This is a genomic window from Flavobacterium sp. N1736 (assembly GCF_025947065.1).
In the GTDB taxonomy this organism is placed as follows: domain Bacteria; phylum Bacteroidota; class Bacteroidia; order Flavobacteriales; family Flavobacteriaceae; genus Flavobacterium.
In genome coordinates this window covers 4834953-4858933 of sequence record NZ_CP109994.1, presented here as the reverse complement: position 1 = coordinate 4858933, position 23981 = coordinate 4834953, and the positions used below count along the sequence as shown (strand labels likewise).

18 protein-coding genes are annotated in these 23981 nt (G+C 34.1%); 8 read left to right on the top strand and 10 right to left on the bottom strand.

Translation table 11 applies throughout. The features are described from left to right. Positions 1-43 precede the first annotated feature (43 nt). From gldN (OLM54_RS20605) to topA, 7 genes are all read right to left on the bottom strand, one after another. The gene (gene gldN / locus OLM54_RS20605) at positions 44-1033 is read right to left on the bottom strand and encodes a gliding motility protein GldN (RefSeq protein WP_264538590.1); all 990 of its coding nucleotides are present in this window, start codon (positions 1031-1033) and stop codon (positions 44-46) included. Positions 1034-1250: 217 nt separating this feature from the next. Beyond that, on the bottom strand, positions 1251-2240 hold the full coding sequence (gldN, locus tag OLM54_RS20600; protein ID WP_264536406.1) for a gliding motility protein GldN: 990 nt from the start codon (positions 2238-2240) through the stop codon (positions 1251-1253). A 45-nt stretch (positions 2241-2285) separates the two neighbouring features. Then, on the bottom strand, positions 2286-3827 hold the full coding sequence (gldM, locus tag OLM54_RS20595; protein WP_264536405.1) for a gliding motility protein GldM: 1542 nt from the start codon (positions 3825-3827) through the stop codon (positions 2286-2288). A 54-nt stretch (positions 3828-3881) separates the two neighbouring features. Then, positions 3882-4529 (bottom strand): gliding motility protein GldL, encoded by a 648-nt coding sequence (gene gldL, locus OLM54_RS20590; RefSeq protein ID WP_115843218.1) that lies wholly within the window; start codon positions 4527-4529, stop codon positions 3882-3884. 55 nt (positions 4530-4584) lie between these two features. Next, positions 4585-5991, bottom strand: coding sequence for a gliding motility lipoprotein GldK (gene gldK, locus OLM54_RS20585; RefSeq protein ID WP_264536404.1), 1407 nt, complete (start codon positions 5989-5991; stop codon positions 4585-4587). Positions 5992-6254: 263 nt separating this feature from the next. Further along, a complete protein-coding gene (locus OLM54_RS20580) occupies positions 6255-7406 on the bottom strand; it encodes a formimidoylglutamase (RefSeq protein WP_264536403.1) in 1152 nt (383 codons plus the stop codon). Between the two features lie 3 nt (positions 7407-7409). Then, on the bottom strand, positions 7410-9926 hold the full coding sequence (gene topA / locus OLM54_RS20575) for a type I DNA topoisomerase (protein WP_264536402.1): 2517 nt from the start codon (positions 9924-9926) through the stop codon (positions 7410-7412). A gap of 509 nt (positions 9927-10435) precedes the next feature. Here topA and miaB point away from each other — a divergent pair. The 8 genes from miaB (at position 10436) to OLM54_RS20535 (ending at position 19722) form a co-directional block, all read left to right on the top strand. Beyond that, positions 10436-11881 carry a tRNA (N6-isopentenyl adenosine(37)-C2)-methylthiotransferase MiaB gene (gene miaB, locus OLM54_RS20570; protein ID WP_264536401.1) on the top strand — a complete coding sequence of 482 codons (1446 nt, stop codon included), beginning with the start codon at positions 10436-10438 and terminating at the stop codon, positions 11879-11881. A 163-nt stretch (positions 11882-12044) separates the two neighbouring features. Beyond that, positions 12045-13301: a sigma-54 interaction domain-containing protein gene (locus OLM54_RS20565; protein ID WP_264536400.1), complete on the top strand. Its 1257-nt coding sequence runs from the start codon at positions 12045-12047 to the stop codon at positions 13299-13301. Between the two features lie 103 nt (positions 13302-13404). Then, positions 13405-13923 (top strand): LptE family protein, encoded by a 519-nt coding sequence (locus tag OLM54_RS20560; protein ID WP_264536399.1) that lies wholly within the window; start codon positions 13405-13407, stop codon positions 13921-13923. Positions 13924-14778: 855 nt separating this feature from the next. Beyond that, positions 14779-15873: a tetratricopeptide repeat protein gene (locus tag OLM54_RS21730; RefSeq protein WP_413614471.1), complete on the top strand. Its 1095-nt coding sequence runs from the start codon at positions 14779-14781 to the stop codon at positions 15871-15873. Positions 15874-15876: 3 nt separating this feature from the next. After that, on the top strand, positions 15877-16218 hold the full coding sequence (gene secG, locus OLM54_RS20550; protein WP_042563867.1) for a preprotein translocase subunit SecG: 342 nt from the start codon (positions 15877-15879) through the stop codon (positions 16216-16218). 139 nt (positions 16219-16357) lie between these two features. Further along, positions 16358-16633 carry a co-chaperone GroES gene (gene groES / locus OLM54_RS20545; RefSeq protein ID WP_012023920.1) on the top strand — a complete coding sequence of 92 codons (276 nt, stop codon included), beginning with the start codon at positions 16358-16360 and terminating at the stop codon, positions 16631-16633. A 78-nt stretch (positions 16634-16711) separates the two neighbouring features. Continuing rightward, positions 16712-18340: a chaperonin GroEL gene (gene groL / locus OLM54_RS20540; RefSeq protein WP_264536397.1), complete on the top strand. Its 1629-nt coding sequence runs from the start codon at positions 16712-16714 to the stop codon at positions 18338-18340. Positions 18341-18513: 173 nt separating this feature from the next. Further along, entirely contained in the window at positions 18514-19722 is a 1209-nt protein-coding gene (locus tag OLM54_RS20535) for an ectonucleotide pyrophosphatase/phosphodiesterase (protein WP_264536396.1), read from the top strand. Between the two features lie 93 nt (positions 19723-19815). Here the strand turns inward: OLM54_RS20535 and OLM54_RS20530 are convergent, their stop codons facing one another. The 3 genes from OLM54_RS20530 to OLM54_RS20520 form a co-directional block, all read right to left on the bottom strand. After that, a complete protein-coding gene (locus OLM54_RS20530) occupies positions 19816-20655 on the bottom strand; it encodes an oxidoreductase (RefSeq protein ID WP_264536395.1) in 840 nt (279 codons plus the stop codon). Positions 20656-20744: 89 nt separating this feature from the next. Then, the gene (locus OLM54_RS20525; protein ID WP_264536394.1) at positions 20745-21653 is read right to left on the bottom strand and encodes a helix-turn-helix domain-containing protein; all 909 of its coding nucleotides are present in this window, start codon (positions 21651-21653) and stop codon (positions 20745-20747) included. A 603-nt stretch (positions 21654-22256) separates the two neighbouring features. Then, entirely contained in the window at positions 22257-23786 is a 1530-nt protein-coding gene (locus OLM54_RS20520) for a SulP family inorganic anion transporter (RefSeq protein ID WP_264536393.1), read from the bottom strand. Positions 23787-23981: the final 195 nt, after the last annotated feature.

The following is a 23981-nucleotide window of genomic DNA, read 5'->3' as shown; positions in this document are numbered from 1 at the left end:
TGCAAAGGTAGTAAGAGTTTTTGTTATAATGTAATTCAGATACTTAGTAGTTCCACATATTTTCCTCGAAATTACGAATTTTCTCTTTCACTCTTTCAGATTCAAACAACTGATCTTGGGCATTGTCTTTTACGTATTGTTTGATCTCACGATCTCCATACATGTTTTCTTCTTTATAAATAACAGCGTTAAAATGTCTTGAATTTAAGATTTGATCAAATGAAATTGGGCGAGCTGAGTTGTTGTCATTAAATGCTTTTGCTTCATGCAATACCTCTCTCGCATTGGGAAAGAACACCCAGAATAGTTCAATATAATCCTTCTCGTCACTATTCATAGTATAAACATCGGGAGTTACAGGACATATGCCCAGTAAACGATATTTTAAATCACTTTCACGTTTATCAAAATACCAATAGCCTTTAATCTTATATTCCGTAACATCAGCTGCAGTTAAATCTTGTTTAAGGATGTATTCAGCCGGTACAGTTCTCGTTGGTTCAATTGTTTGATCAACATAAGTTACCACTTTCTTTTTACCTGCACCTGTAACCACTTTTTTCTTGACAACACGCGTCTTAAAGTCATCAGGATATTGGTTGATTAATTCTCTACCCGCATCTGTTGTATCAATACGAGACAACGATCCCTGAATATCTTTTAAAGTTTTTTTAGTATTAAAATAACTATCAGAGTACACTTCGGTTATTTTACCGGTTCTCATTGCTTTGGTTAAAACGTCATAAAGTGAACGCCTGTCAGCACCAATATTAGCACTATCTACAGGAAAATATAACGGGAAATTGATTTTCTCATTCAAATCAATAATTTCCCAAACTGTCTTTCCCATTAAAACATCTCTGTCATCGACATAACCATAACTCAATGGCTTGTCGTTGTCTGAAATAAGCTGAGCAGGACTCTTTTGTCCAATTTGGTCAGCTGTTTTTGCATTAAGCAAATTCGATTGTGCCGTAGAAGCAAAACTTGCAGTGACACAAACAATAGCGATTAAAAAATTTCTTACTTTCATCATGATATCCGTTAAAACATATTAAACGCAAAATTACGTAATTTATTGTTATTTTTCCTACAATAAATAAAAAATTAGGCTGATATAGATTTAGTAGATAGTCTGAGAAGAAATTCCCTTACACCAGTTTCTCCATTAATTGACCTTTAAATAAAGGGCAAAAAAAAACTCTTACTACAAATATAGTAAGAGTTTTCGTTATAATGTGATTTAGAACTTAATAGTTCCACATATCTTGTTCGAAGTTACGGATCTTCTCTTTCACTCTCTCAGATTCTAACAACTGATTTTGTGCGTTATCTTTCATGTATTCTTTGATCTCACGATCTCCGTACAAGTTTTCTTCTTTGTAGACAACAGCGTTAAAACGTCTTGAATTTAAAATTTGATCGAAAGAAATTGGCAATGCCGAATTGCTGTCATTAAAAGCTTTTGCTTCATGCAATGCTTCTCTTGAGTTTGGATAGAAAATCCAAAACAATTCGATATAATCCTTTTCGTCACTGTTCATCGTATAAACGTCCGGTGTTACAGGGCAAATACCTAGTAAACGATATTTCAACTCACTTTGACGTTTGTCAAAATACCAGTATCCTTTAATTTTATACTGCGTTACATCTGCTGCAGTAAGGTCTTGTTTTAGGATATATTCAGCCGGAACTGTTCTTGAAGGCGGAACTGTTTCATCAACATAAGTTACCACTTTCTTTTTACCTGTACCAGTAACTACTTTTTTCTTCACAACATGTGTTTTGTAGTCATCAGGATATTGATTGATTAACTCTCTACCAGCATCCGTTGTATCAATACGAGACAATGATCCCTGGATGTCCTTCATAGATTTTTTAGTATTAAAATAACTATCAGAATACACTTCAGTTATTTTGCCATTTTTCATAGCTTTAGTCAAAGCGTCATATAGAGAACGTCTGTCAGGGCCAATATTAGCTGTATCTACCGGAAAATATAATGGAAAATTAATTTTCTCATTCAAATCAATGATTTCCCAAGTAGTTTTTCCCATCAATACATCTCTATCATCTACGTAACCATAAGCCAACGGCTTGTCATTATCTGAGATAAGCTGTGCAGGTGTTTTAAGTCCTATCTGAGCAGGTGTTTTTGCATTAAGCAAATTAGATTGCGCATTAGAAGCGAACCCTCCTGCTATAGAAACAATAGCTATTAAAAAATTTCTTACTTTCATCGTGGTATCATTATAAGATATTGAACGTAGTTTTACCTACTTTTATTATTGTATTTCGTAAATTACCGGAGCAGTTCTTGGTAATAAATAACTACCAGCTCCAACAAGTTTAGTTTTAATTTCAGAAATAGTAACCTGATCTCCTTTTCCAGCTCTTGAAAGAATTTGTTTACATTGTGCATTTAATCTGTTACCAGTAACAACAACTGTAGGCTGTCCTGTAACTTTTAGGTTAAATCCAACAACATCTAAACCAACTTCGAAATCAAAATCAAGTAATTTAGCGCCAATTGTAGCAATCTCTAAGTTAGATTTAGGTCCTTTAACAACACCCATTTCACCTCTAATTGTACCAGTTGGTCCAGGAATACCTTTAATTCTGAATGTTTTCTTATCTGTAACTTTATCTCCGTTTGGTAATGTTCCTGTTACAGAAATTGTAGCTTCTGTACCTTGACCCGGGCTCATGTTATATTTACCTGGTTTACCAGCAGAAGCTAATCCTGGAGCGCTTGCAACAATTTTGTTAGCATCAACACCAGCAAAAGATACAGAGATTGGGTTAACAACACCTCTATACACAACATTCATTTTATCAGCAGAAATAGTAGCTGAGTTTGGTTTAGGAACTACAACGTATTTTCCGGCAAATTTAAGTGGAATGTTTTTACCATCTTCTAAGAAAGTAAATTGTCCATTAATATCTTGCTCTCCAACACCTCCGGCAGTTAATGAAATAACAGCTTGTCCGTTAACAATTTGTCCAGGACCTTGGAATGAAGTTGGTTTTGTATTTTCGTCATAACGGCCTAAAACTACTTTACCGGTTACTTTCTCTCCTTGGAAATAAGCGTTTTTATCTAAAACAACGATCGCTTGATAGTTACTATAAGAAGCAGCAGCAACCGCTGCTTTTCCTAAAGCACTGTTGTAAACATCAGTTTCAGCTTTTTTAACGTCATTTTGCCAAGTTGAAAGTTTTGCAGCCGAAGCAATTGCAGGGAAACCTTTAAAGTGATAAGCTAAGTATTTGTCTTTTATACCTTCTTTGTTTTTTACATCAGAAACATCAAATTTCTTTTCAATTTCAGATATAATATTAGCGTATTTTTTATCTGTTCCTAAAGCAGCTTTCATATCTGCTTTATATTTTTGAATTTTAGCGATAATTTCGTTACCTTTTTTAGTGTAACCGTCTCCTGTAAACCAGTCGTCGATATTATCTCCTCTATCCATCGCCTCATAAGGCAATTTTCCAGTTTCTTTTTCTACTTCAAAACCTTTGATAGATTGAGCCTTTAAAGTTCCAATATAATCATAAAATTCTTTTGAGATAGCTTCTACTTTGTGAGCAGTAACTGCAGCAGTAGCGAATTCTCCTTTTGCTTCAGCAGCTTTTTGATCTAAAGATGTTAATAATGAAGTATTTGTTTCAATCGAACTTTTATTTGCACTTTCAAATTTTTCGTTCATCAAACCAAAAGCAGAAATAACTTCTTTTGATACGTTCATTGCTAACATTGCGATGAAAACCAGATACATCAGGTTAATCATCTTCTGTCTAGGGGTTAATTTTCCTCCTGCCATTTTATTTTGTAATTAGTTCTTATTAATAAATTTACTATAATAGTCAAAAACTAATTATCCTTTGTTACTCATTGCAGAAAGCATACCACCATAAACACTGTTTAAAGAAGCAATGTTTGCAGTCATTGATTGCATTTGTTCTTTTAATTTAGATGCATTATCAGCAATTTCTTTGTTAGCTTCTGCGTTTCTTGAAGCGCTTTCTAACTGAACTTTGTATAAGCTGTTTAATGATTCCATTTGAGCAGCAGCCATAGACAATTCTTCACTGTATTTTTTAGTAGAAGCGATTGAATCTACAGTAGGAGCAATTCCTTTAGCAGCTGATTCGAAATTTTTAATACTGTTTCCTAAACTTGACATTAATTCACCGTCAATTTTAGCTTCTTTCAACATTACGTCTAATTTTTGAGACAATAATCCCTGAGCATCAGAAGGAGTTTCTGCTTTGTCAGCTTTTTGTCTAGCTTGTCCGTTAGCTAATTCCGGGTAAACAAGAGTCCAGTCTAATTCATCTTCAACTGGTTCGAAAGCAGAAAGGGCAAAGATTAACGCTTCAGTTAACAATCCCACTGAAAGCATAACTGTACCTGTTAATGGTCCAATTTCAAAGTGAGTAATTTTGAATAATGCTCCAACGATTACTACTGCCGCTCCCATACCATAAGCGAAATTCATTGCTTTTTTACTTAATAATGCCATAATACTTTTTTTTAGGTTTTAATTTAAAATAGATTCGATTTGGTTATTGATTTAATTATAATTTACTTTTCTTTTTTCCACCAGTTACCTGAGTTCCCATGTAATCTTGTACCGTTCTGAAACCGATGTAACTTCTTGCAGAATCTGCATATTCGTGATCACGAGTACTTACTTGTAGGAAGTAAGCAACATCTTTCCAAGATCCTCCACGAACCACTTTTCTTTGGTTGTTTCCATCAATTACGTTAGGGTTCATTGTTGAAACATACTCGTATGCATTTGGATTGTATGCTGAATCTGTCCACTCAGAAACGTTTCCTGCCATGTTGTATAATCCGTAACCATTTACTTCGTATGATTTAGCTTCAACAGTATACAAAGCCTCATCAGCAGCATAATCTCCTCTGCTTGGTTTAAAGTTTGCTAAGAAACAACCTCTGTCACTTTTAGTATAAGGACCTCCCCAAGGATAAGTTGCAGATTCCAGACCTCCTCTTGCAGCATACTCCCATTCTGCCTCTGTTGGCAATCTGAAAGAGTTTACTAAGTCACGTCCTTTTTTCTTAGATTTAATGTAGCTGTTTTTATTTAAAGTTCTCCATGCGCAGAATGCTTTTGCTTGTTTCCATGTAACACCAACTACAGGATAATCTCCGTAAGCTTTGTGCCAGAAATAATCATTGTGCATTGGCTCATTATAAGAATAAGCGAAATCTTTAATCCAAACAGTTGTATCAGGATAAATTCCGATTTGTTCCGTTTTAACGAAGTCTTTTCTTTTTCCAACTTTTGCTTTTGCAGCAGCCTGAATATCCATCCATGAATAACGGAATTTCAATTTATTTACGTCAACTGTTCTCAAACCATTGTATGATTCTTCAATTGGCAAATACATAGAATCCATTACTTCCGTATAATATTCATCCGGATAAGCTTTAGTATCTTTAATTAACTTTACTTTTTTATTTAATTTTCTACCAGCATAAGGATCGTCTTTTGTTCCAACACTATAGTAATTATCATACATATACTTATCATAAGCCGTCATTTTATCTGGCTCAGAATCATTAAATGCATAATCAGCAATACTTCCTGCTTTCTTACCTTTACCATCTGTTGCTGCTTTTTGACCAGTTTCATCAGCTAAAATAGCCAAACGAACTCTCATTGTAGAATCTTTTACCCATTCTACAAATTGACGATACTCACTGTTTGTTATCTCAGTCTCATCCATATAAAATGAACGAACTGTTACAGTTTTAGTTGGAGCATCTTCTACATTAGCTAAATCAGCATCTGATTTACCCATGATAAAAGATCCACCTGGAACTAAAGTCATTCCGTAGGGTTTTTCGGGATGCCATTTCCCTCCTGTAACACCAACTAACTCACCTTTGTCTCCTGACTTACCACAGCCGATTACTAGTGTTAACATTGCTGCAAATGCAATAAACTTCTTCATATAAATTTGGGATTATCTATTCATTATTATAAGTCCGTAAACGTATTTATTATTTATTAAAAAAACAACACTACTCACGAAATTTATTTCACCGTTCAAAAATAATGTTAAATAAAATAAAAAAAAAATATTTTGTCGATAAACTAACTCAAAAAACCGACGTAAAACGTTAAATTTTATATTTTATAAATTTTATCCTACTAAATTAATTTAACAATTTTTTATAAAATTTGTAATTTTTAGAATTTAGTTAAAATTATGCTTTACAAAGCGTTTTTTCTCTGTGCTTTCCACCATCTTTCTGGCAATTCTTGATTACAAGCACACAAATATTCGTCGTAAGAACAGGGTAATAACGTATTTCTTTTCAATTTATTGTGACCACTTGATTCGAATGGAATTTCGATCCACCAACGATCTGTTTTGTCACTTTTATAAAAAATCAATTCTTCATCTTCCAGCGGCACTATATATTTTAAATAATTTGTTCGGCTTCCAAATGGATATTCTTTAGAACGATAATGATACCCTTCTATAAAATACCATACAATTTGAGAAATCATTGCCGATTCCTGCATTGTACTATTATGATTAAAGATTCCAAATAAGGAAACTTTATCACTAATTCCAGCGTATCTTGCTAAGGAACAAATCTCTTTACCATTAAATCCGTTGGGCTCAAAGGTAACGTAATTTCCTGAATCAGAAGATTTTACCGAATTTAAATCAAAACTAACCAAATCAGCATCTCTAAAAACAGGCTCTGCCAAGGCTATATTATTCGAAATTTCACCCAAACGATATGCGTCAAAGAACAATTTTTCGATCAAATCGATTTCTTCCTGAGAATTATAATAGGTTTGATAACCGATATTACAATAATTAAAAAGATTATTTGGCTCATCAATTATGATTTTTGTCAGATACGAATTAGCCGAAACTGTTTCATTTTCTTTACCAAAATCAAATCTGTTATCTACAGCAACCATATTAACCATTTGCTCTAAATCATCATAGGCACGATACAAAGCATAGGTCAAATCCTGCGAACCTCCCAGGACTATCGGAATCACTTTATTCTTTATTAACGTAGAAGTTACCTTCTTAACCGCAAAATAAGTATCCTCAACTGAATCTCCTGCAAGAATATCTCCCAGATCAGCAATCGATGCATCCCAGTTACCCGGAAACATACTATAAAGCTTTTTACGAACAGCCGTAAGGTTTACTTCATTTACAATATCAATATTTCTACGATCTTCTAAAACACCAACTATAGCGATGTTAATTTTGCTAATATCAGGAAATTGATCTTGAGTATGCAAAACAATTTTACTACCTAATTCTTGAGAAGACAACGAACTAATGAATTTTAAAATCCCTTCGTTAACTGGTTCTAGAAAATCAAATTCCATTTTTTATTTCTTTTTAGCAGCTGTTTTCTTAGCTGGAGCTTTCTTAGCGGTTGTTGCTTTTTTTGCTGGTGTTTTCTTTGCCGGTGTTTTAGCTGCGATCATTTCCTGAACCTGAGCCAATGTTAATTTTGTTGCATCAACATCTTTACTTAATTCAATTTTGATTTTACCTTTTGTAATCACTGAGCGGCCCCAACGTGCTTTTTCAACTAAAATCCCTTCTTCTTCCCAATTGTGAAGAACCTTATCTATATTTTTCTGTAATTTATCTTCAATCAGTTCTTCAACATCTTGTTGCGATAAATTATCAAAATTGTATTTTTTACTTACGTTTACAAAAAGACCGTTCCATTTAATGAAAGGACCAAAACGCCCCACACCTTTTTGAACTGCTTCTCCTTTATAAACTGCGATTGGCGCATCAGCAAGTGCTTTTTCGTCAATTAATTCCTGAGCTCTTTCTGTAGAAACCCCAAGTGGATCTTCGCCTCTTGGCAAAGAAATAAAAACACTTCCGTGACGCACATAAGGACCGTAACGACCATTACTTACTTCAACTTCTTCTCCTTTATATTCTCCTAAACTTTTAGGCAGTAAAAATAAATTTAAAGCATCTTCAAGTGTAATATTTCCAATATTCTGATCAGACATCAAGCTGGCAAACTTTTTATCTTCATCGTCCGCTTCTCCAATTTGAGCCATCGGACCAAATTTTCCTAAACGAACAGATACTTGTCTTCCATCTGCATCTTTACCCAGAATTCTTTCACCGCTTTCGCGTTCAGCATTGGCTTCAACTTCTTTTACATTTGGATGGAATTTATTATAGAATTCCTGCATCATGGTTGCCCAATCAATATTTCCTTCTGCAATTTCGTCAAAATCCTGTTCTACTTTTGCCGTGAAATTATAATCCAGAATATTTCCGAAGTTTTTAACAAGGAAATCAGTAACAATTGTTCCAATATCTGTTGGAACCAATTTTCCTTTATCAGAACCTGTATTTTCTTTCAGCAACTTCTCTCCTACTTTACTATTTTGCAAAGTAAGCTGTGTATAATTACGTTCCTGACCTTCAAGAGTTCCTTTTTCAACATAATTTCTGTTGATGATAGTCGAAATAGTTGGCGCATACGTAGACGGACGTCCAATTCCTAATTCTTCTAATTTTTTCACCAACGAAGCCTCTGTATAACGAGCCGGCGGTCTTGAGTATCTCTCTGTAGCTGTAATATAGTTATTTGCTAAATTCTCGTTTACTTTTAAGGCAGGCAACATTCCTTCTTGTTCTTCCTCGTCGTCATCATGTCCTTCAAGATATACTTTAAGAAAACCTTCAAAAAGTAAAACTTCTCCTGAAGCAGTAAAAAGTTCGTCGTGATTATTCGCTTCAATTTTTACGTTTGTTCTTTCTAACTGCGCATCACTCATTTGAGATGCCAACGTTCTTTTCCAGATCAAATCATATAAACGAGCCTGATCACGATCAATATTTACAGTATGACGTGACATATCTGTCGGACGAATTGCTTCGTGCGCTTCCTGAGCTCCTTTACTTTTATTAGCAAAAGTTCTCGGTTTCGAAAATTCTTTTCCGTATGATTTTATGATTTCAGCTTCCGCAGCATCCATTGCATCTTTAGAAAGGTTTACGCTATCGGTTCTCATATACGTAATAAGTCCCGCTTCGTATAAACGCTGTGCAAGCTGCATGGTGATTCCTACCGGCAAATACAATTTTCTGGCAGCTTCCTGTTGAAGCGTCGAAGTTGTAAATGGTGCTGTTGGAGATTTTTTGGTAGGTTTAGTTTCTAAATCAGCTACCTTATATTTTGATCCGATGTTTTGTTTTAAGAAATCTTCGGCTTCTTTTTTAGTATTGAAATTTTTTGGCAATTTGGCTTTGAAAGCTTTTCCGGCTTCGTTCACAAACTCTGCAACTACAGAATAACTGGCAACTGCATTAAAATTCTGAATTTCACGCTCTCTTTCTACAATCAAACGTACAGAAACTGATTGCACACGTCCGGCAGAAAGTCCGCCTTTAATTTTTCTCCATAAAACCGGAGACAATTCATAACCTACTAAACGATCTAAAACACGACGTGCCTGTTGTGCATTTACTAAGTTATAATCAATTTCTCTTGGATTCTCGATTGCTTTAAGAATCGCACTTTTGGTAATCTCGTGAAAAACAATTCTTTTGGTTTTTTTAATATCTAGTTTTAATTCTTCCGCCAAGTGCCATGAAATAGCCTCTCCCTCGCGGTCCTCATCACTTGCCAGCCAAACCATTTCGGCATTTTTAGATAGTGTCTTTAATTTACTTACTAAGGCTTTTTTATCAGGAGAAACTTCGTATTTAGGTTTAAATCCATTCTCAACATCTACTCCAATCTCTTTTGACGGTAAATCGGCTATGTGCCCATAACTTGACTCGACCTGAAAATCACTTCCTAGAAATTTCTCTATCGTTTTCGCCTTTGCAGGTGATTCCACTATTACTAAATTCTTTGCCATTGATCTATTTTTCTGGAACAAAAGTAGAAGTTTTTTTTAAATATCAACCTCGATAATGCATTTTTGAGGTATTTTGATATTATGTTTCTAAAAATTGCAGATTTATCTGTAAACTAATGTAATATATATATAGGTATAATTTTTAAAGTTATATGACTCAGAAATGTTCTTTTTTTAACACTAAACTTCTTAAAACAAATTCTAGAATTTAGATTTCCAAGCTTATAATTATTTTATATGCTGGTTTTTTAGGCATTAAATGAACCCCAAAGTTCACGAAGCTTTATCTGAATATAAAATTTGAAGACAAGTTCACTAAGCTTCAAAAATCTTTTTAATCCTTAATCTGTGGCGAAACTTATTATTTCAGATTATTTATTAAATGAAAAAGCCCTTTGCAGATACTCCAGATCAATCTAAAATCTTAACTCTAAAATCTAAAAATCTTTTCTCTGCCATCTTGTCATAATTATACCTTTTGCGTTATCTTTGCACTTTGAATTTATACAATGGAAAAGATTATTGAAGAAAGCAAACAGGGGGAAAGTCTTGTTTTGGAGAATAAGCCTGAGAATACAAAAAAACTTTTTATAGAAAGTTATGGTTGTGCGATGAATTTTTCGGACAGTGAAATCGTAGCTTCCATTTTATCCGGAAATGGATATAATACTACACAAACCCTTGAAGAAGCTGATTTAGTTTTAGTAAATACCTGCTCGATTCGGGATAAGGCCGAACAAACTATTCGTAAGCGTCTTGAAAAATATAATGCGGTAAAACGTATTAACCCAAAAATGAAAGTAGGCGTTTTAGGTTGTATGGCCGAGCGTTTGAAAAGTCAGTTTTTGGAAGAAGAAAAAATAGTCGACCTTGTTGTTGGTCCCGATGCTTACAAAGATTTGCCTAATTTATTAGCAGAAGTTGAAGAAGGCCGCGACGCTATCAATGTAATTTTATCGAAAGAGGAAACTTACGGAGATATTTCACCTGTTCGTTTAATGAGTAATGGAATTACGGCGCTTGTTTCGATCACACGTGGTTGCGACAATATGTGTACGTTTTGCGTTGTGCCTTTTACACGCGGACGTGAGCGCAGCCGTGAGCCTCAAAGTATTATGAGCGAAATTCAGGATTTATGGGATAAAGGCTTTAAGGAAATTACGCTTTTAGGTCAAAACGTCGACAGTTATCTTTGGTACGGAGGCGGTTTGAAAAAAGATTTCGAAAATGCTTCTGAAATGCAAAAAGCCACAGCAGTTGATTTTGATCAATTGCTTGAAATGGTTGCTGTTGGATTCCCTAAAATGCGTATTCGTTTCTCCACTTCAAATCCGCAGGATATGCACGAAAGTGTATTGCATGTTATTGCAAAACACCCAAATATCTGTAAACACATTCACTTGCCGGTTCAGTCTGGAAGCAACAGAATTTTGAAAGAAATGAACCGTTTACATACTCGCGAAGAATACATGACTTTGATTGATAAAATCAGAACTATTATTCCAAATGCTTCTATTTCGCAAGATATGATTGCCGGTTTCCCAACAGAAACCGAACAAGATCACCAGGATACCATGAGTTTAATGGAATATGTAAAATATAATTTTGGTTATATGTATTCTTATTCTGAGCGTCCGGGAACTTTGGCAGGAAGAAAAATGGAAGATGATGTTCCGGAAGAGACAAAAGCCAGAAGATTACAGGAAATTGTCGATTTACAACAAAAACACGCCTGGTTTAGAAGCGAAGAATTCATTGGTCAAACAGTTGAAGTTCTTGTAGAAAAAGTTTCTAAAAAATCAACCGAAGAATTCTCAGGAAGAAATTCTCAAAGTATTACAGTTGTTTTTCCAAAAGAAAACTATAAAATCGGTGATTTTGTAAATGTAAAAATTGAAAGCTGTACTTCTGGAACATTAAAAGGAACAGCCGTTGGGCATTCTGAGATGAATTAAAGATTTGTTTCAGGTTTCAAGTTTTTTTTGTTTCAGGTTCTTTGCGTAACTTGAAACTTGAAACCTAAAACGAAAAATATAAGCACTAGGTTAAAAGTTAAATTTCAGTTTTCAATGAAAGACTTGAAACCTGAAACAAATAAAACTTGAAACAAAAAAACACATGGAAACAGTTCAAGCAATAAAACAACGATTTGAGATTATTGGAAATGACCCAAAATTAAATCGCGCCATTGAAAAAGCCATTCAGGTTGCTCCTACTGATATATCGGTAATGGTAACTGGAGAAAGTGGTGTTGGTAAAGAAAATATTCCAAGAATAATCCATTCGCTTTCACACAGAAAGCATGGAAAATATATTGCTGTAAACTGTGGTGCAATTCCTGAGGGAACAATTGACAGTGAACTTTTTGGTCACGAAAAAGGCGCTTTTACGGGAGCAACAAGCACGCGTGAAGGTTATTTTGAAGTTGCTGATGGCGGAACAATTTTTCTTGATGAAGTTGGTGAATTACCTTTAACAACCCAAGTAAGATTACTGCGTGTTCTTGAAAATGGCGAATTTATAAAAGTAGGTTCTTCTCAGGTTCAAAAAACAAATGTGAGAATCGTTGCTGCAACAAACGTAAACTTATTCAATGCTATTGAAAAAGGAAAATTTCGTGAAGATTTATATTATCGTCTGACTACTGTCGAAATTACTTTACCACCACTACGCGAAAGAAACGAAGACATTCATTTATTATTCAGAAAATTTGTTGCCGATTTTGCGCATAAATACAAAATGCCGCCGTTAAAGTTAGATGACGATGCTGTACAGCTTTTGCAAAAATTCAGATGGAACGGGAACATTCGTCAGTTGCGAAATGTTGCGGAACAGATTTCGGTTCTGGAAACAAATCGTGACATTACACTGGCTACTTTACAATCGTATTTGCCAACCGAAGGAAGCAATTTACCTTCTGTAATAAATGACAAGAAAAAAGACAGCGATTTTAGCACCGAAAGAGACATTTTGTACAAAGTACTTTTTGATATGAAAAGTGATTTGAATGATTTGAAAAAACTCACTTTAGAATTAATGAAAAACGGCACATCAAAAGTGCAGGATATAAATCCGAATTTAATTCAGAAAATATACGGTTCGCAGGAAAATGACAGCGAAATAGATTTTGAAGAAGAACCGAGAACGGCAGTTATGACACCTGCAGCGCGCGAAGACAATTATCAAATGCAAGATGATAATTATTTATTTGCCGAAACAATCGAGGAAGAAGAAATTTTGCGTTTAGAACAGAAAGAGATCGAAATGATTAAAAAATCATTAGAAAAAAATAAAGGAAAACGCAAAGCTGCTGCTGATGAATTAGGCATTTCGGAAAGAACCTTATATAGAAAAATTAAACAATTTGATCTTTAATTCTCGCCAGAAAAAGACACGAAGACACAAAATGTTTTAAACGAAAATGAATATCTTTGACCCAAACGCCAATAAACCGGCGAAGCAATTCTTAAAATAAAAAATGAAAAACTTAAAATATCTATTAATTCTATTGGTTGCTACAACTTTTAGCGGCTGTGGAATTTACAATTTTACAGGAACCGGAACAATCGATGCCAAAACTTTTCAGGTAAACTTTTTTCAGAATAATGCTGATTTGATAGAACCTGGAATCGACAGGGATTTTACTTTGACGTTGCAGGATTTAATTCAAAATCAAACCAATTTAAACTTAGTAAGTACTGGCGGTGAACTGGTTTATGAAGGAGAAATTATAGATTACAGAACAACACCAATGACAGCCACCGCTGTAACATCTGGTGGTGATGTAGGAGCAGCACAAAACCGTTTGACTATTCGTGTAAACGTCCGATTTACAAACAAAAAGAAAGAAACAGATGATTTTGAAAAAACATTTGAATTCTATAAAGATTATCCGGGAACAACACAACTTGTAGGATCTTCTTTAAATGCCGCCATCAAAGAGATTTTTGAAAGGATTACTCAGGATATCTTCAATGAGTCATTGGCAAAATGGTAAAAAAATGTTGATTTGTTAAATCGGTTAATCGTTAAATCGGTTTTTCAAACGATGAAACAAATAAACGATTAAACAATAATTTCAACGATTAAACAAAAAATAATGAATGTAACTGATTATACATACCTAATAAACAAACCCGATGCCATTACAGAAAAGCAAACGGAGGCATTAGGCAATGTTTTGATTGAATTTCCGTATTTTCAAAGTGCGAGAGCATTGCGATTAAAAGGACTTTACGATCAAAATAGTTTTAAGTATAATTATGCATTAAAAGTTACAGCTGCTCATACTGCAGATCGTTCTGTTTTATTTGATTTTATTACCTCGGAAACTTTTACTCCGATTCAAAATGAGTTTTATGATAAAAAACTTCGTGAGCTTTTAAACATTACTGTTTTTGACAGTGAAGTTGTTTCGCCCGAAGAAATCAAAAAAAGCATAGAAGTTCGAATTGATCCAATTGAGCAATCTATATTAACTTCTATAAAACAAGCTACTTCAACTTCTTTTGAAGAACCAGTAAAAACAGAAGAAATAATTATTGAACCGGTTGAAGAACCAGTTTCAATTCCGGTTGAAGAAACCAAATCGATTGTTTTTGAAGAAGTAGTAAAAGCAGAAGAAACAATTATTGACAAAACTGCTTTGGCTTCGGCTGATGAAAACAAATCAGTTGTTTATGAAGAAGCAACAAAATCAGAAGATATTACCGTTGAAGAATCTGCTGCTCCGATTGAAGAAACTACAGTTTTTGAAGAAATAAAAAACGATAACGAATCAATTGATACTATTAAGGAAGAAACTATTGTTATTCCTGTTAAAGAAACCAAGCACACTTTTTTTGAAGAAGTAATAGAAAGTGAAGAGGAATCTTTTTATCCTAATGTTGAAAAATCTGCGCCAATTTCTGTTGAAGAAACTGAGCCGGTTGTTTTTGAAGATTCTAAAAAATTCAATGAAATTAGAATCGATCCAATAGAAGAATCTATATATAATTCAATTAAAGAAGCAACAACTGTTATTTTTGAAGAGTCAAAACCTTCAGAAAAAGAACCAGCAGTAATTGTATTTGAAGATCTAAAACCTATAGAAGAACAGCCTAAAGAAGTAGCAACGGTTATTTTTGAAGAAGTAAAAACTTTAGAAGAAGAATCTGACGGGGTTACTCCAATTGTTTTGGAAGAGACAAAAACATTTGAAGAAAATCCGAGCGAAGTTATTACTGTTATTCTTGAAGAACCAACCTTTATAGCAGATTTTCAAGAAGTTACATCTGTTGTTTCTGAAGAAGTAAAAACTTTTGAAGAAGAACCTATTAAACTTACAACTGATAGTATTGAAGAGCCGAAAGCAATTGAAGAACAAGCTACGGAAACCCGATTCGAAGAAACGGTGAAAATTGCAGAAGAAAATCTGGAAATTGGAAAACCTTTAGATTTTTCTGTTAACGAAAAACATTCTTTTCAGGAATGGCTGCAATTAGCAAAACCTGAACCTATCGACAGATCTAATGAAACTATTGAAGAAAATATAAAAGAATTCGAAAAAACTGTTGATGCTATCATTGAAACAAAACCAATTGAGGAAAAATTAAAAACACCTGAAAAAACGCATCAACCTCTTACAATTGTACAAACAGAAGATGCTGAGGAAGAAAAAAAGAAAAAAGCACAGATAATCGATAAATTTATAGAAACGAATCCTAAAATTTCGCCCATTAAAGCAACAGCGATAACGCTTCCTCCAATTCAATTTGATATTAATCAGGAAGATAATTCATATTTAATGACAGAGACTTTAGCCCGTGTTTATCTGGAGCAAAAAAAATATACAAAGGCAATCCAAGCATATGAAATATTAATTTTGAAATATCCAGAAAAAATTAGTTTCTTTGCAGACCGTATTTCGGATATAAAGATTTTACAACAAAATAACAATAATAATTAAGCAATGAGCACATTTTCAATTTTTTTAGTTTTAATCACAATAGTTTGTTTTCTATTGATCGTAGTAATCATGGTTCAAAACCCTAAAGGAGGCGGATTGTCGTCTACTATTAGTGGAACTCAAATGTTAGGTGGAGTACAAAAAACAACTGACTTTTTAGATAAAAGTACTTGGACATTAGCTACTATTTTGATTGCTTTAATCTTACTTTCAAGTTTAAGCTTTACAGGATCTTTAAGCGATACTGATTCTAAACTTATTGAAAAAACAGAAGCTCCTGCAACTAATACACCAGCAGCTCCGGTACAACAAACACCTGCTCCGGCAGCACCTGCAGCAAAATAATCATTTTGAAATAATATGAAATGCCAGCCTGTCAAAGCTGGCATTTTTTTTAAGAAATAATGTCAGTTTTTAGAGGATGGCATAATTTCTGAAAGTTCATTGAACATTAAAAACGTATAACTTATAACATTATAAAACCATGGCTTTAAACATTAAACCGCTTTCAGACCGCGTACTTATTGAGCCTGTTGCAGCTGAAACAAAAACTGCATCAGGGATTTTTATTCCGGATACTGCCAAAGAAAAACCACAAAAAGGAACTGTAGTAGCAGTAGGAAATGGATCTAAAGATCACACGATGACCGTAAAAGTTGGCGACACTGTTCTGTATGGTAAATATGCAGGAACAGAATTAAAACTTGAAGGAACTGATTATTTGATTATGCGCGAAGACGATATTCTTGCAATAATCTAAAAATAATAAGTATTAAGTTCTGAGTATTAAGACTCCAGTAACTTGAAACAAACCAAACATTAAACAAAATTTAAAAAAATGGCAAAAGATATAAAATTTGATATTGAAGCACGTGACGGATTAAAACGTGGTGTTGATGCATTAGCAAATGCTGTAAAAGTAACTCTTGGACCAAAAGGTCGTAACGTAATTATTGGTAAATCTTTTGGTGGACCAACTGTTACTAAAGATGGAGTTTCGGTTGCAAAAGAAATCGAATTAAAAGACCCATTAGAAAACATGGGCGCGCAAATGGTTAAAGAAGTTGCTTCTAAAACTAATGATTTAGCGGGTGACGGAACTACAACTGCTACAGTTTTAGCTCAGGCAATTGTAAAAGAAGGTTTGAAAAACGTTGCTGCAGGTGCAAATCCAATGGATTTGAAACGTGGTATCGATAAAGCTGTTGAAGCTATCGTTGCTGATCTTGCAAAACAAGCTAAAGTTGTTGGAAGCGATTCTGATAAAATCAAACAAATTGCTTCTATCTCTGCAAACAACGACGAAGTTATTGGTGAGTTAATCGCTACTGCTTTTGCAAAAGTAGGCAAAGAAGGAGTTATTACTGTTGAAGAAGCTAAAGGAACTGACACTTTCGTGGATGTTGTTGAAGGTATGCAGTTTGACAGAGGATATCTTTCTCCTTACTTCGTAACAAACCCTGAGAAAATGGAAGTTGAATTAGACTCTCCATACATCTTATTATACGACAAAAAAGTATCTTCTTTAAAAGAATTACTACCTGTTTTAGAGCCGGTTGCTCAATCAGGAAAACCATTATTGATTATTGCTGAAGATGTCGACGGAGAAGCTCTTTCAACTCTTGTAGTAAATAAATTAAGAGGTGCTCTTAAAATTGCTGCTGTAAAAGCTCCGGGTTTTGGAGACAGAAGAAAAGCAATGTTAGAAGATATCGCCATCTTAACCGGTGGAACTGTAATTTCTGAAGAAAGAGGTTATACATTAGAAAATACAACTATCGAAATGTTAGGAACTGCAAAAAGAGTTTCTATCGATAAGGACAACACTACAATTGTAAGTGGTGCCGGTGAAGCTGACATTATCAAAAACAGAGTAAACCAAATTAAAGGTCAGATGGAAACTACAACATCTGATTATGATAAAGAAAAATTGCAAGAGCGTTTGGCTAAATTAGCCGGTGGTGTTGCTGTTCTTTATGTTGGTGCAGCTTCTGAAGTTGAAATGAAAGAGAAAAAAGACAGAGTTGACGATGCTTTACACGCAACTCGTGCAGCTGTTGAAGAAGGAATTGTTGCTGGTGGTGGTGTTGCTTTATTAAGAGCAAAAGCTGCGCTGGCAGGTATTAAAGCTGACAACGCTGACGAAGCAACAGGAATTCAGATTGTATCTCGCGCTGTTGAGTCTCCATTAAGAACTATTGTAGAAAATGCAGGTCTTGAAGGTTCTGTAGTTGTTGCAAAAGTTGGTGAAGGTTCTGGTGATTTTGGATATAATGCTAAAACTGATGAATATGTAGACATGCTTAAAGCTGGAATTATCGATCCTAAAAAAGTAACTCGTGTAGCACTTGAAAATGCTGCGTCTGTTGCCGGAATGATCCTTACTACAGAATGTGCATTAATTGATATTAAAGAAGAAAACGGAGGCGGAATGCCAATGGGTGGCGGTATGCCAGGAATGATGTAATCATTCTTAACTTCTTAAAATTTAAAACGCCAGATTTGATCTGGCGTTTTTTTTTTGGCACTCCCGATAGTTTATGGGATAAAATGATTTTTTTTATTTTATAATTGTTTAACATTCTGTTTTTGCTCTTAAAAACGGTTATCGGTAACTTTGCATCTCAATAAATTTCAATAATGAAAAAGCATTTTACCTCTCTTTTATCTTTAACTTTCGTTTTACTTTCATTCCTTTTACAAGCCCAATCTAGCAAAGACACTTATGTTGTATTAGTTTCTATGGATGGATTTCGTTGGGATTATGCAAAGCATTTTCATCTTCAAAATCTAAAACAAATCGCCAAAGAAGGTGTTCACGCCAAATCAATGAAACCATCTTATCCAAGTAAAACTTTTCCAAATCATTATTCGATAGTGACCGGACTTTATCCGGATCATCACGGTATTATTAATAATGTTTTTTATGATGCCACACTAAATGAATCTTTTGCGTTATCGACCAATGCAAAAAATGATTCGAGATTTTATAGTGGAAATCCAATTTGGAATGTCGCTGAACAACAAGGTGTAAAAACAGCTTCATTCTTTTGGCCGGGATCAGATACGGATCAAAAAAGACCCAGTATTTACAAAACCTACGACAATAAAATTCCATACGGAAACAGAATTGATACGGTTATAAAATGGTTAGAACTTCCTGAGAAACAACGTCCGCATTTAATTACTTTATATTTTGACGAACCAGATCATACAGGACACAATTTTGGTCCGCTTTCTCCTGAAAATGAAAAAATGGTTCATAAAATGGATTCCGTTATCGGTCAATTATCATCAAAACTGGATCAATTATCCATCGGAAAACAAATCAATTTAATTATCGTTTCAGATCACGGAATGACGGATATCAGCAATGACAAAAAAGTAGCAATTTTAGATTATTTAAAACCGGAATGGCTGGGTTATAAAGAAGTAATCAACCCAATTATGAGTTTACAGGCAAAACCGGGTTATCAGGATTCTATTGCTAACGCTTTGAAAAAAGTACCAAATATTAAATTCTGGAAATCAGCCGAAGTTCCAAAAAGACTGCATTACGGAACTAATCCGCGTGTACATGATTTTGTTATTGAAGCCAAAAAAGGATATAGTTTAGTAAGTAATAAAACCCAAAACATAAAAGGCGGAACGCATGGTTATGACAATAAGGAAAAAGATATGCATGCTATTTTTTACGCAAAAGGTCCCGCTTTTAAAGTAGATAAAGAAGTTTCTACTTTTCAAAATGTTTCTGTTTACCCTTTAATTGCACATATTTTAGGATTGAAAATTGATGCCGTTGATGGAAAACTCAGTGAAGTTAAAAATATGCTTAAAGAGAACAATTAAAAAGAATGTGCCAATTAGAAAATTAGATAATGAAAATACTAAATCATTATCTAATTTTCTAATTGGCACATTCTCTAATTGAAACATTTCTAATTAAAATCCAGTCGAAACAGAAACTGATTTCCATTTTTCCAATTCACCCTGAACACTTTTAATCTTTTGATTAGCCATATCGTAAGCATCTTGTCCCAAAAATAAGTGTAAAGCAGGATTTTCTTCGTGACTCATTTTGATTAAAGCCTCGGCTAATTTTTCAGGATCTCCTGGCTGATTTTCGTTAATACTATCTTTGTGGGCAATTTCAGATTGTCTCACTTCTTTATATTCTGCAATTGGGTTTTGTGGTAATAATAAAGAACTGTCTTTTAAGAAATCTGTTCTAAAATAACCCGGATATACCAATGTAACATGTACTCCAAATTCTTTTACTTCAGCTGCCAAAGATTCTGTTAAACCGGCAACTGCAAATTTTGTAGAGCAATAAATTCCCCAACCCGGAAATTCTCCATAATATCCTCCAACAGAAGAAATATTAAAAATATGTCCAGATTTATTGGCACGCATATAAGGCATTGTATTTCTGATCACATTTAATAAACCAAAAACATTTACTTCATAATTTTTTCTGGATTCTGCATCTGTCAATTCTTCCAGCGATCCTAATAAACCATAACCTGCATTGTTTACTAAAACATCAATTGTTTTAAAGTGACTTACCGTTACTTCAATGGCATTTTTAACGCTTTGTTCATTTACTAAATCCATTTCCAGAGGAAGAAAATTTTCCGATGGATTTCCTAATACCTTAATTAAGGCGTCTTCACTTCTTGACGTTGCTGCTACTTTGTAACCTTTTGCCAATAATTTTTTTGCTAATTCTAATCCAAGTCCTTTTGACGCACCTGTGATAAACCAAACTTTGTTATTTTCCATGATTTTAATTTTTACATTTAATTATGGTACAAAGTTATTAGTGAAGTGCCTTCTAAAAATTAAAGCAATCAAACAAGAAGTTACGAAAATCAAACAATTTCGGTTATGCGATACGTTTTAGGTGAAACCTGAACATTTTTTTTAAAGAAATTGATAAAATGAGACAATTCTTCGAAGCCCAAACACCACGCAATTTCATTAATATTCCAGTTGGTTTGTTTAAGTAAAATCATGGCTTCCTGAACAATTCTTTCAGAAATGATTTGTGAAGTTGTTTTTCCTGTCGTTTCTTTCAGGGCTTTATTTAAATGATTTACATGTACATTTAACTGACTTGCAAATTCTGAAGGCGAGCGGAAATTGATTTGCTGCGAGATCGATTCTATCGGAAATTGCCTTTCTAATAATTCTAAAAACAAAGAAGAAACCCTGATTGTTGCATTCGATTTACTGTATAATGAAGTAGTTACGGTTTGTGTTTTTAAAGCCAAATGAATGATTTCGAAAACAAGATTTCGAAGCACATCATATTTAAAAGCATAATCTGAATTGATTTCATCAAACATTTTTAAATATACAGTTTTTAAAGATTCTGCCAATTCCATTGAAATAGGAACAATCGGATTTCCGCCGGGCTGAAATAAAGGATATTCTTTTAAATTCCCAAACTGACTAAAAAATGCTTCAGTAAAAATGCAGAAAAATCCCGTTTGATTTTCATCAACCTGTTCCCAATTATATGGAATTTGAGGATTCGCAAAAAACAAAGCCTGATCTTCAATCACAGAAATCTTATCAGCATAATGCACTTTGTTTTTCCCGATGATCAAACTTATTTTATAAAAATCTTTCCGCGTGTAAGGAAATGGTTTACAGATATTACCAACAAAATCATCCAGTTTAAAAACATTAAAATGTCCGATTTCTTTTTTAAGATTCTCGGGCATTCCGTTTACTTTAATTGTGTAAAAATCTTCTAAGGTTTCTGTGAGTTTCATTTGACAAAGTTACGAAAATCAAATTATTTAAATTAGAGAATGTGTCAATTTGATAATTAGAAAATTTGGCAATTAGAAAATGTGATAATTATAATACAATAAAGCCGACAGGTTTTAAAATCTGTCGGGTTTACTAATGTATCGCCCTGAACGAAGTCGAAGGACGCTCCAATTGGCGTGTGGGCTTCGACTTCGCTCAGCCTGAGAAACTAATTCGACTTTGCAGTATTTTTTGTTAAATATTAAGCCCTATAACTTCCGTCCAAATTAATGGACGGAACTATGATAAATTTGTATTACAAAAGTTCTTAACCGGCTTTTTAGAAATTTAGCAAATTAATCCTATCCGAAAATGAAAAAAATTAGAATTAGCCTATATATAATTATTCTTCTTTATGTGATAACCACAATGATTTTTCATGTGGATTTTATGTATAAAAAATCAATATTTTATATTCTCATCGCAGCTTTAATAGTTTTTGATTTGTTGATTCCAATTCTAAAAAGCTATTTTAACCGAATAAAATAACAAACAAGTCAATTAGAAAATTTTATAGATAACGTATAATCATTATCTAATTTTCTAATTGACTCATTTTCTAATCAAGAAACCACTTTATAGGTAGGATCTTCAATAACATTTACATTAATAACGGCATCAGCATTTTTAAGCAAAACCCTGCAATCTTCGCTTAAATGTTTCAATTCGATAATCTTATTTAGCTGACTGTATTTTTTAGTTAAATTATTAAGTGCTTCAATCGCTGACATATCGGCGATACGGCTTTCTTTAAAATCTATAACAACATGCGACGGATCATTTTGCACATCAAACTTTTCCATAAAAGCGGCAATTGAACCAAAAAATAAAGGTCCGTAAATTTCATAATGCTTCACTCCTGCTTCATCAATAAAATGTCTTGCGCGAATGCGTTTAGCACTTTCCCACGCAAAAACCAAAGCTGAAATAATAACCCCAATTAAAACTGCCAAAGCTAAATTGTGCAATACGATAGTAATTACAGCAACGAGAATTCCAACAAAAATATCGTGTTTTGGCATTTTATTAATCACCTTAAAACTTGCCCATTCAAATGTTGTAATTGCTACCATCATCATAACGCCAACTAAAGCTGCCATTGGTAATTTTCCAATTACGGGAGCTCCAAAAAGTATAATTATTAAAATGGTTAAAGCGGCAATTATTCCAGAAAGTCGGGCTCTTGAACCTGCACCAAGATTTACCAAAGTCTGCGCAATCATTGGGCAGCCACCCATTCCGAAAAAGAAACCGTTCAAAATATTTGATCCGCCTTGAGCGATACATTCTCTGTTACTATTTCCGCGCGTTCCGGTAATTTCGTCAACCAAATTCAGCGTAAGCAAACCTTCTGTCAAGCCAACAGCGGCTACAATTACAGAATACGGAAATATCACTTTTAAGGTCTCAAAAGAAACTGGAATATTCGGAATATGAAACGGAGGAAATCCGCCCTGAACAGAAGCAATATCTTCTACCGTTTTTGTCTCGATATTAAAAATTAATACAATTGCAAAAACCACCATAATGGCGACTAAAGAAGCCGGAATTGCTTTTGTAATTTTCGGAAAAAACAAAACAATACCAATTGTAAGTGCAACCAAACCCAGCATAATATAAAGCGGCGTTCCCTGCAGCCACGAAACCTGCCCGTTTATAACCGTTTTAAACTGTTCTAACTGCGACATAAAAATTACAACTGCGAGTCCGTTTACGAAACCAAACATTACAGGTTGCGGCACCAGTCTGATAAATTTTCCGAGTTTAAAAAGTCCGATGCAAATTTGTACTACACCGCCTAATGCCACGGCTGCAAAAACATATTCTATGCCGTGCGATTTCATTAACGCGATCAAAACAATTACTGTTGCTCCTGCTCCACCGGAAATCATTCCGGGTCTTCCGCCAAAAATTGCCGTAACCAAACCTGCAATAAAAGCAGCGTACAAACCAACCAAAGGAGGAAATCCTGCCAAAATTGCAAACGATAACGATTCGGGAATCATTGTCATTGCTACAGTTAAACCTGCCAAAATTTCGTTTTTGTAATTGACCTTTTGTGAAAAGTCGAAGAGAGAGAAAACTTTTTTCATAAGTGCACAAATTTAAAAAAATAATGCGCACAAAGTCAATAAACCTTTCTATCGAAAAAGAGCTTGAAAACAATTAAATAACAAAGCTTTTTAGGACAGCTTATGAAGTAAAAACACTAAAAGCGAAAGAATGAAACTTATCATGACGAGTAAATATAAAAGTTTTACGAAGAAATTATTTCGCCAAAATTATTG

Coding starts and splice junctions, on each gene's coding strand:
- OLM54_RS20580 (WP_264536403.1), bottom strand. CDS start 7,406: ATGGAATTTGATTTTCTAGAACCAGTTAACGAAGGGATTTTAAAATTC.
- OLM54_RS20565 (WP_264536400.1), top strand. CDS start 12,045: ATGGAAACAGTTCAAGCAATAAAACAACGATTTGAGATTATTGGAAAT.
- OLM54_RS20560 (WP_264536399.1), top strand. CDS start 13,405: ATGAAAAACTTAAAATATCTATTAATTCTATTGGTTGCTACAACTTTT.
- gldK (WP_264536404.1), bottom strand. CDS start 5,991: ATGAAGAAGTTTATTGCATTTGCAGCAATGTTAACACTAGTAATCGGC.
- OLM54_RS20520 (WP_264536393.1), bottom strand. CDS start 23,786: ATGAAAAAAGTTTTCTCTCTCTTCGACTTTTCACAAAAGGTCAATTAC.
- gldM (WP_264536405.1), bottom strand. CDS start 3,827: ATGGCAGGAGGAAAATTAACCCCTAGACAGAAGATGATTAACCTGATG.
- OLM54_RS20535 (WP_264536396.1), top strand. CDS start 18,514: ATGAAAAAGCATTTTACCTCTCTTTTATCTTTAACTTTCGTTTTACTT.
- secG (WP_042563867.1), top strand. CDS start 15,877: ATGAGCACATTTTCAATTTTTTTAGTTTTAATCACAATAGTTTGTTTT.
- gldN (WP_264538590.1), bottom strand. CDS start 1,033: ATGAAAGTAAGAAATTTTTTAATCGCTATTGTTTGTGTCACTGCAAGT.
- topA (WP_264536402.1), bottom strand. CDS start 9,926: ATGGCAAAGAATTTAGTAATAGTGGAATCACCTGCAAAGGCGAAAACG.
- OLM54_RS20530 (WP_264536395.1), bottom strand. CDS start 20,655: ATGGAAAATAACAAAGTTTGGTTTATCACAGGTGCGTCAAAAGGACTT.
- gldL (WP_115843218.1), bottom strand. CDS start 4,529: ATGGCATTATTAAGTAAAAAAGCAATGAATTTCGCTTATGGTATGGGA.
- groES (WP_012023920.1), top strand. CDS start 16,358: ATGGCTTTAAACATTAAACCGCTTTCAGACCGCGTACTTATTGAGCCT.
- groL (WP_264536397.1), top strand. CDS start 16,712: ATGGCAAAAGATATAAAATTTGATATTGAAGCACGTGACGGATTAAAA.
- miaB (WP_264536401.1), top strand. CDS start 10,436: ATGGAAAAGATTATTGAAGAAAGCAAACAGGGGGAAAGTCTTGTTTTG.
- OLM54_RS20525 (WP_264536394.1), bottom strand. CDS start 21,653: ATGAAACTCACAGAAACCTTAGAAGATTTTTACACAATTAAAGTAAAC.
- gldN (WP_264536406.1), bottom strand. CDS start 2,240: ATGAAAGTAAGAAATTTTTTAATAGCTATTGTTTCTATAGCAGGAGGG.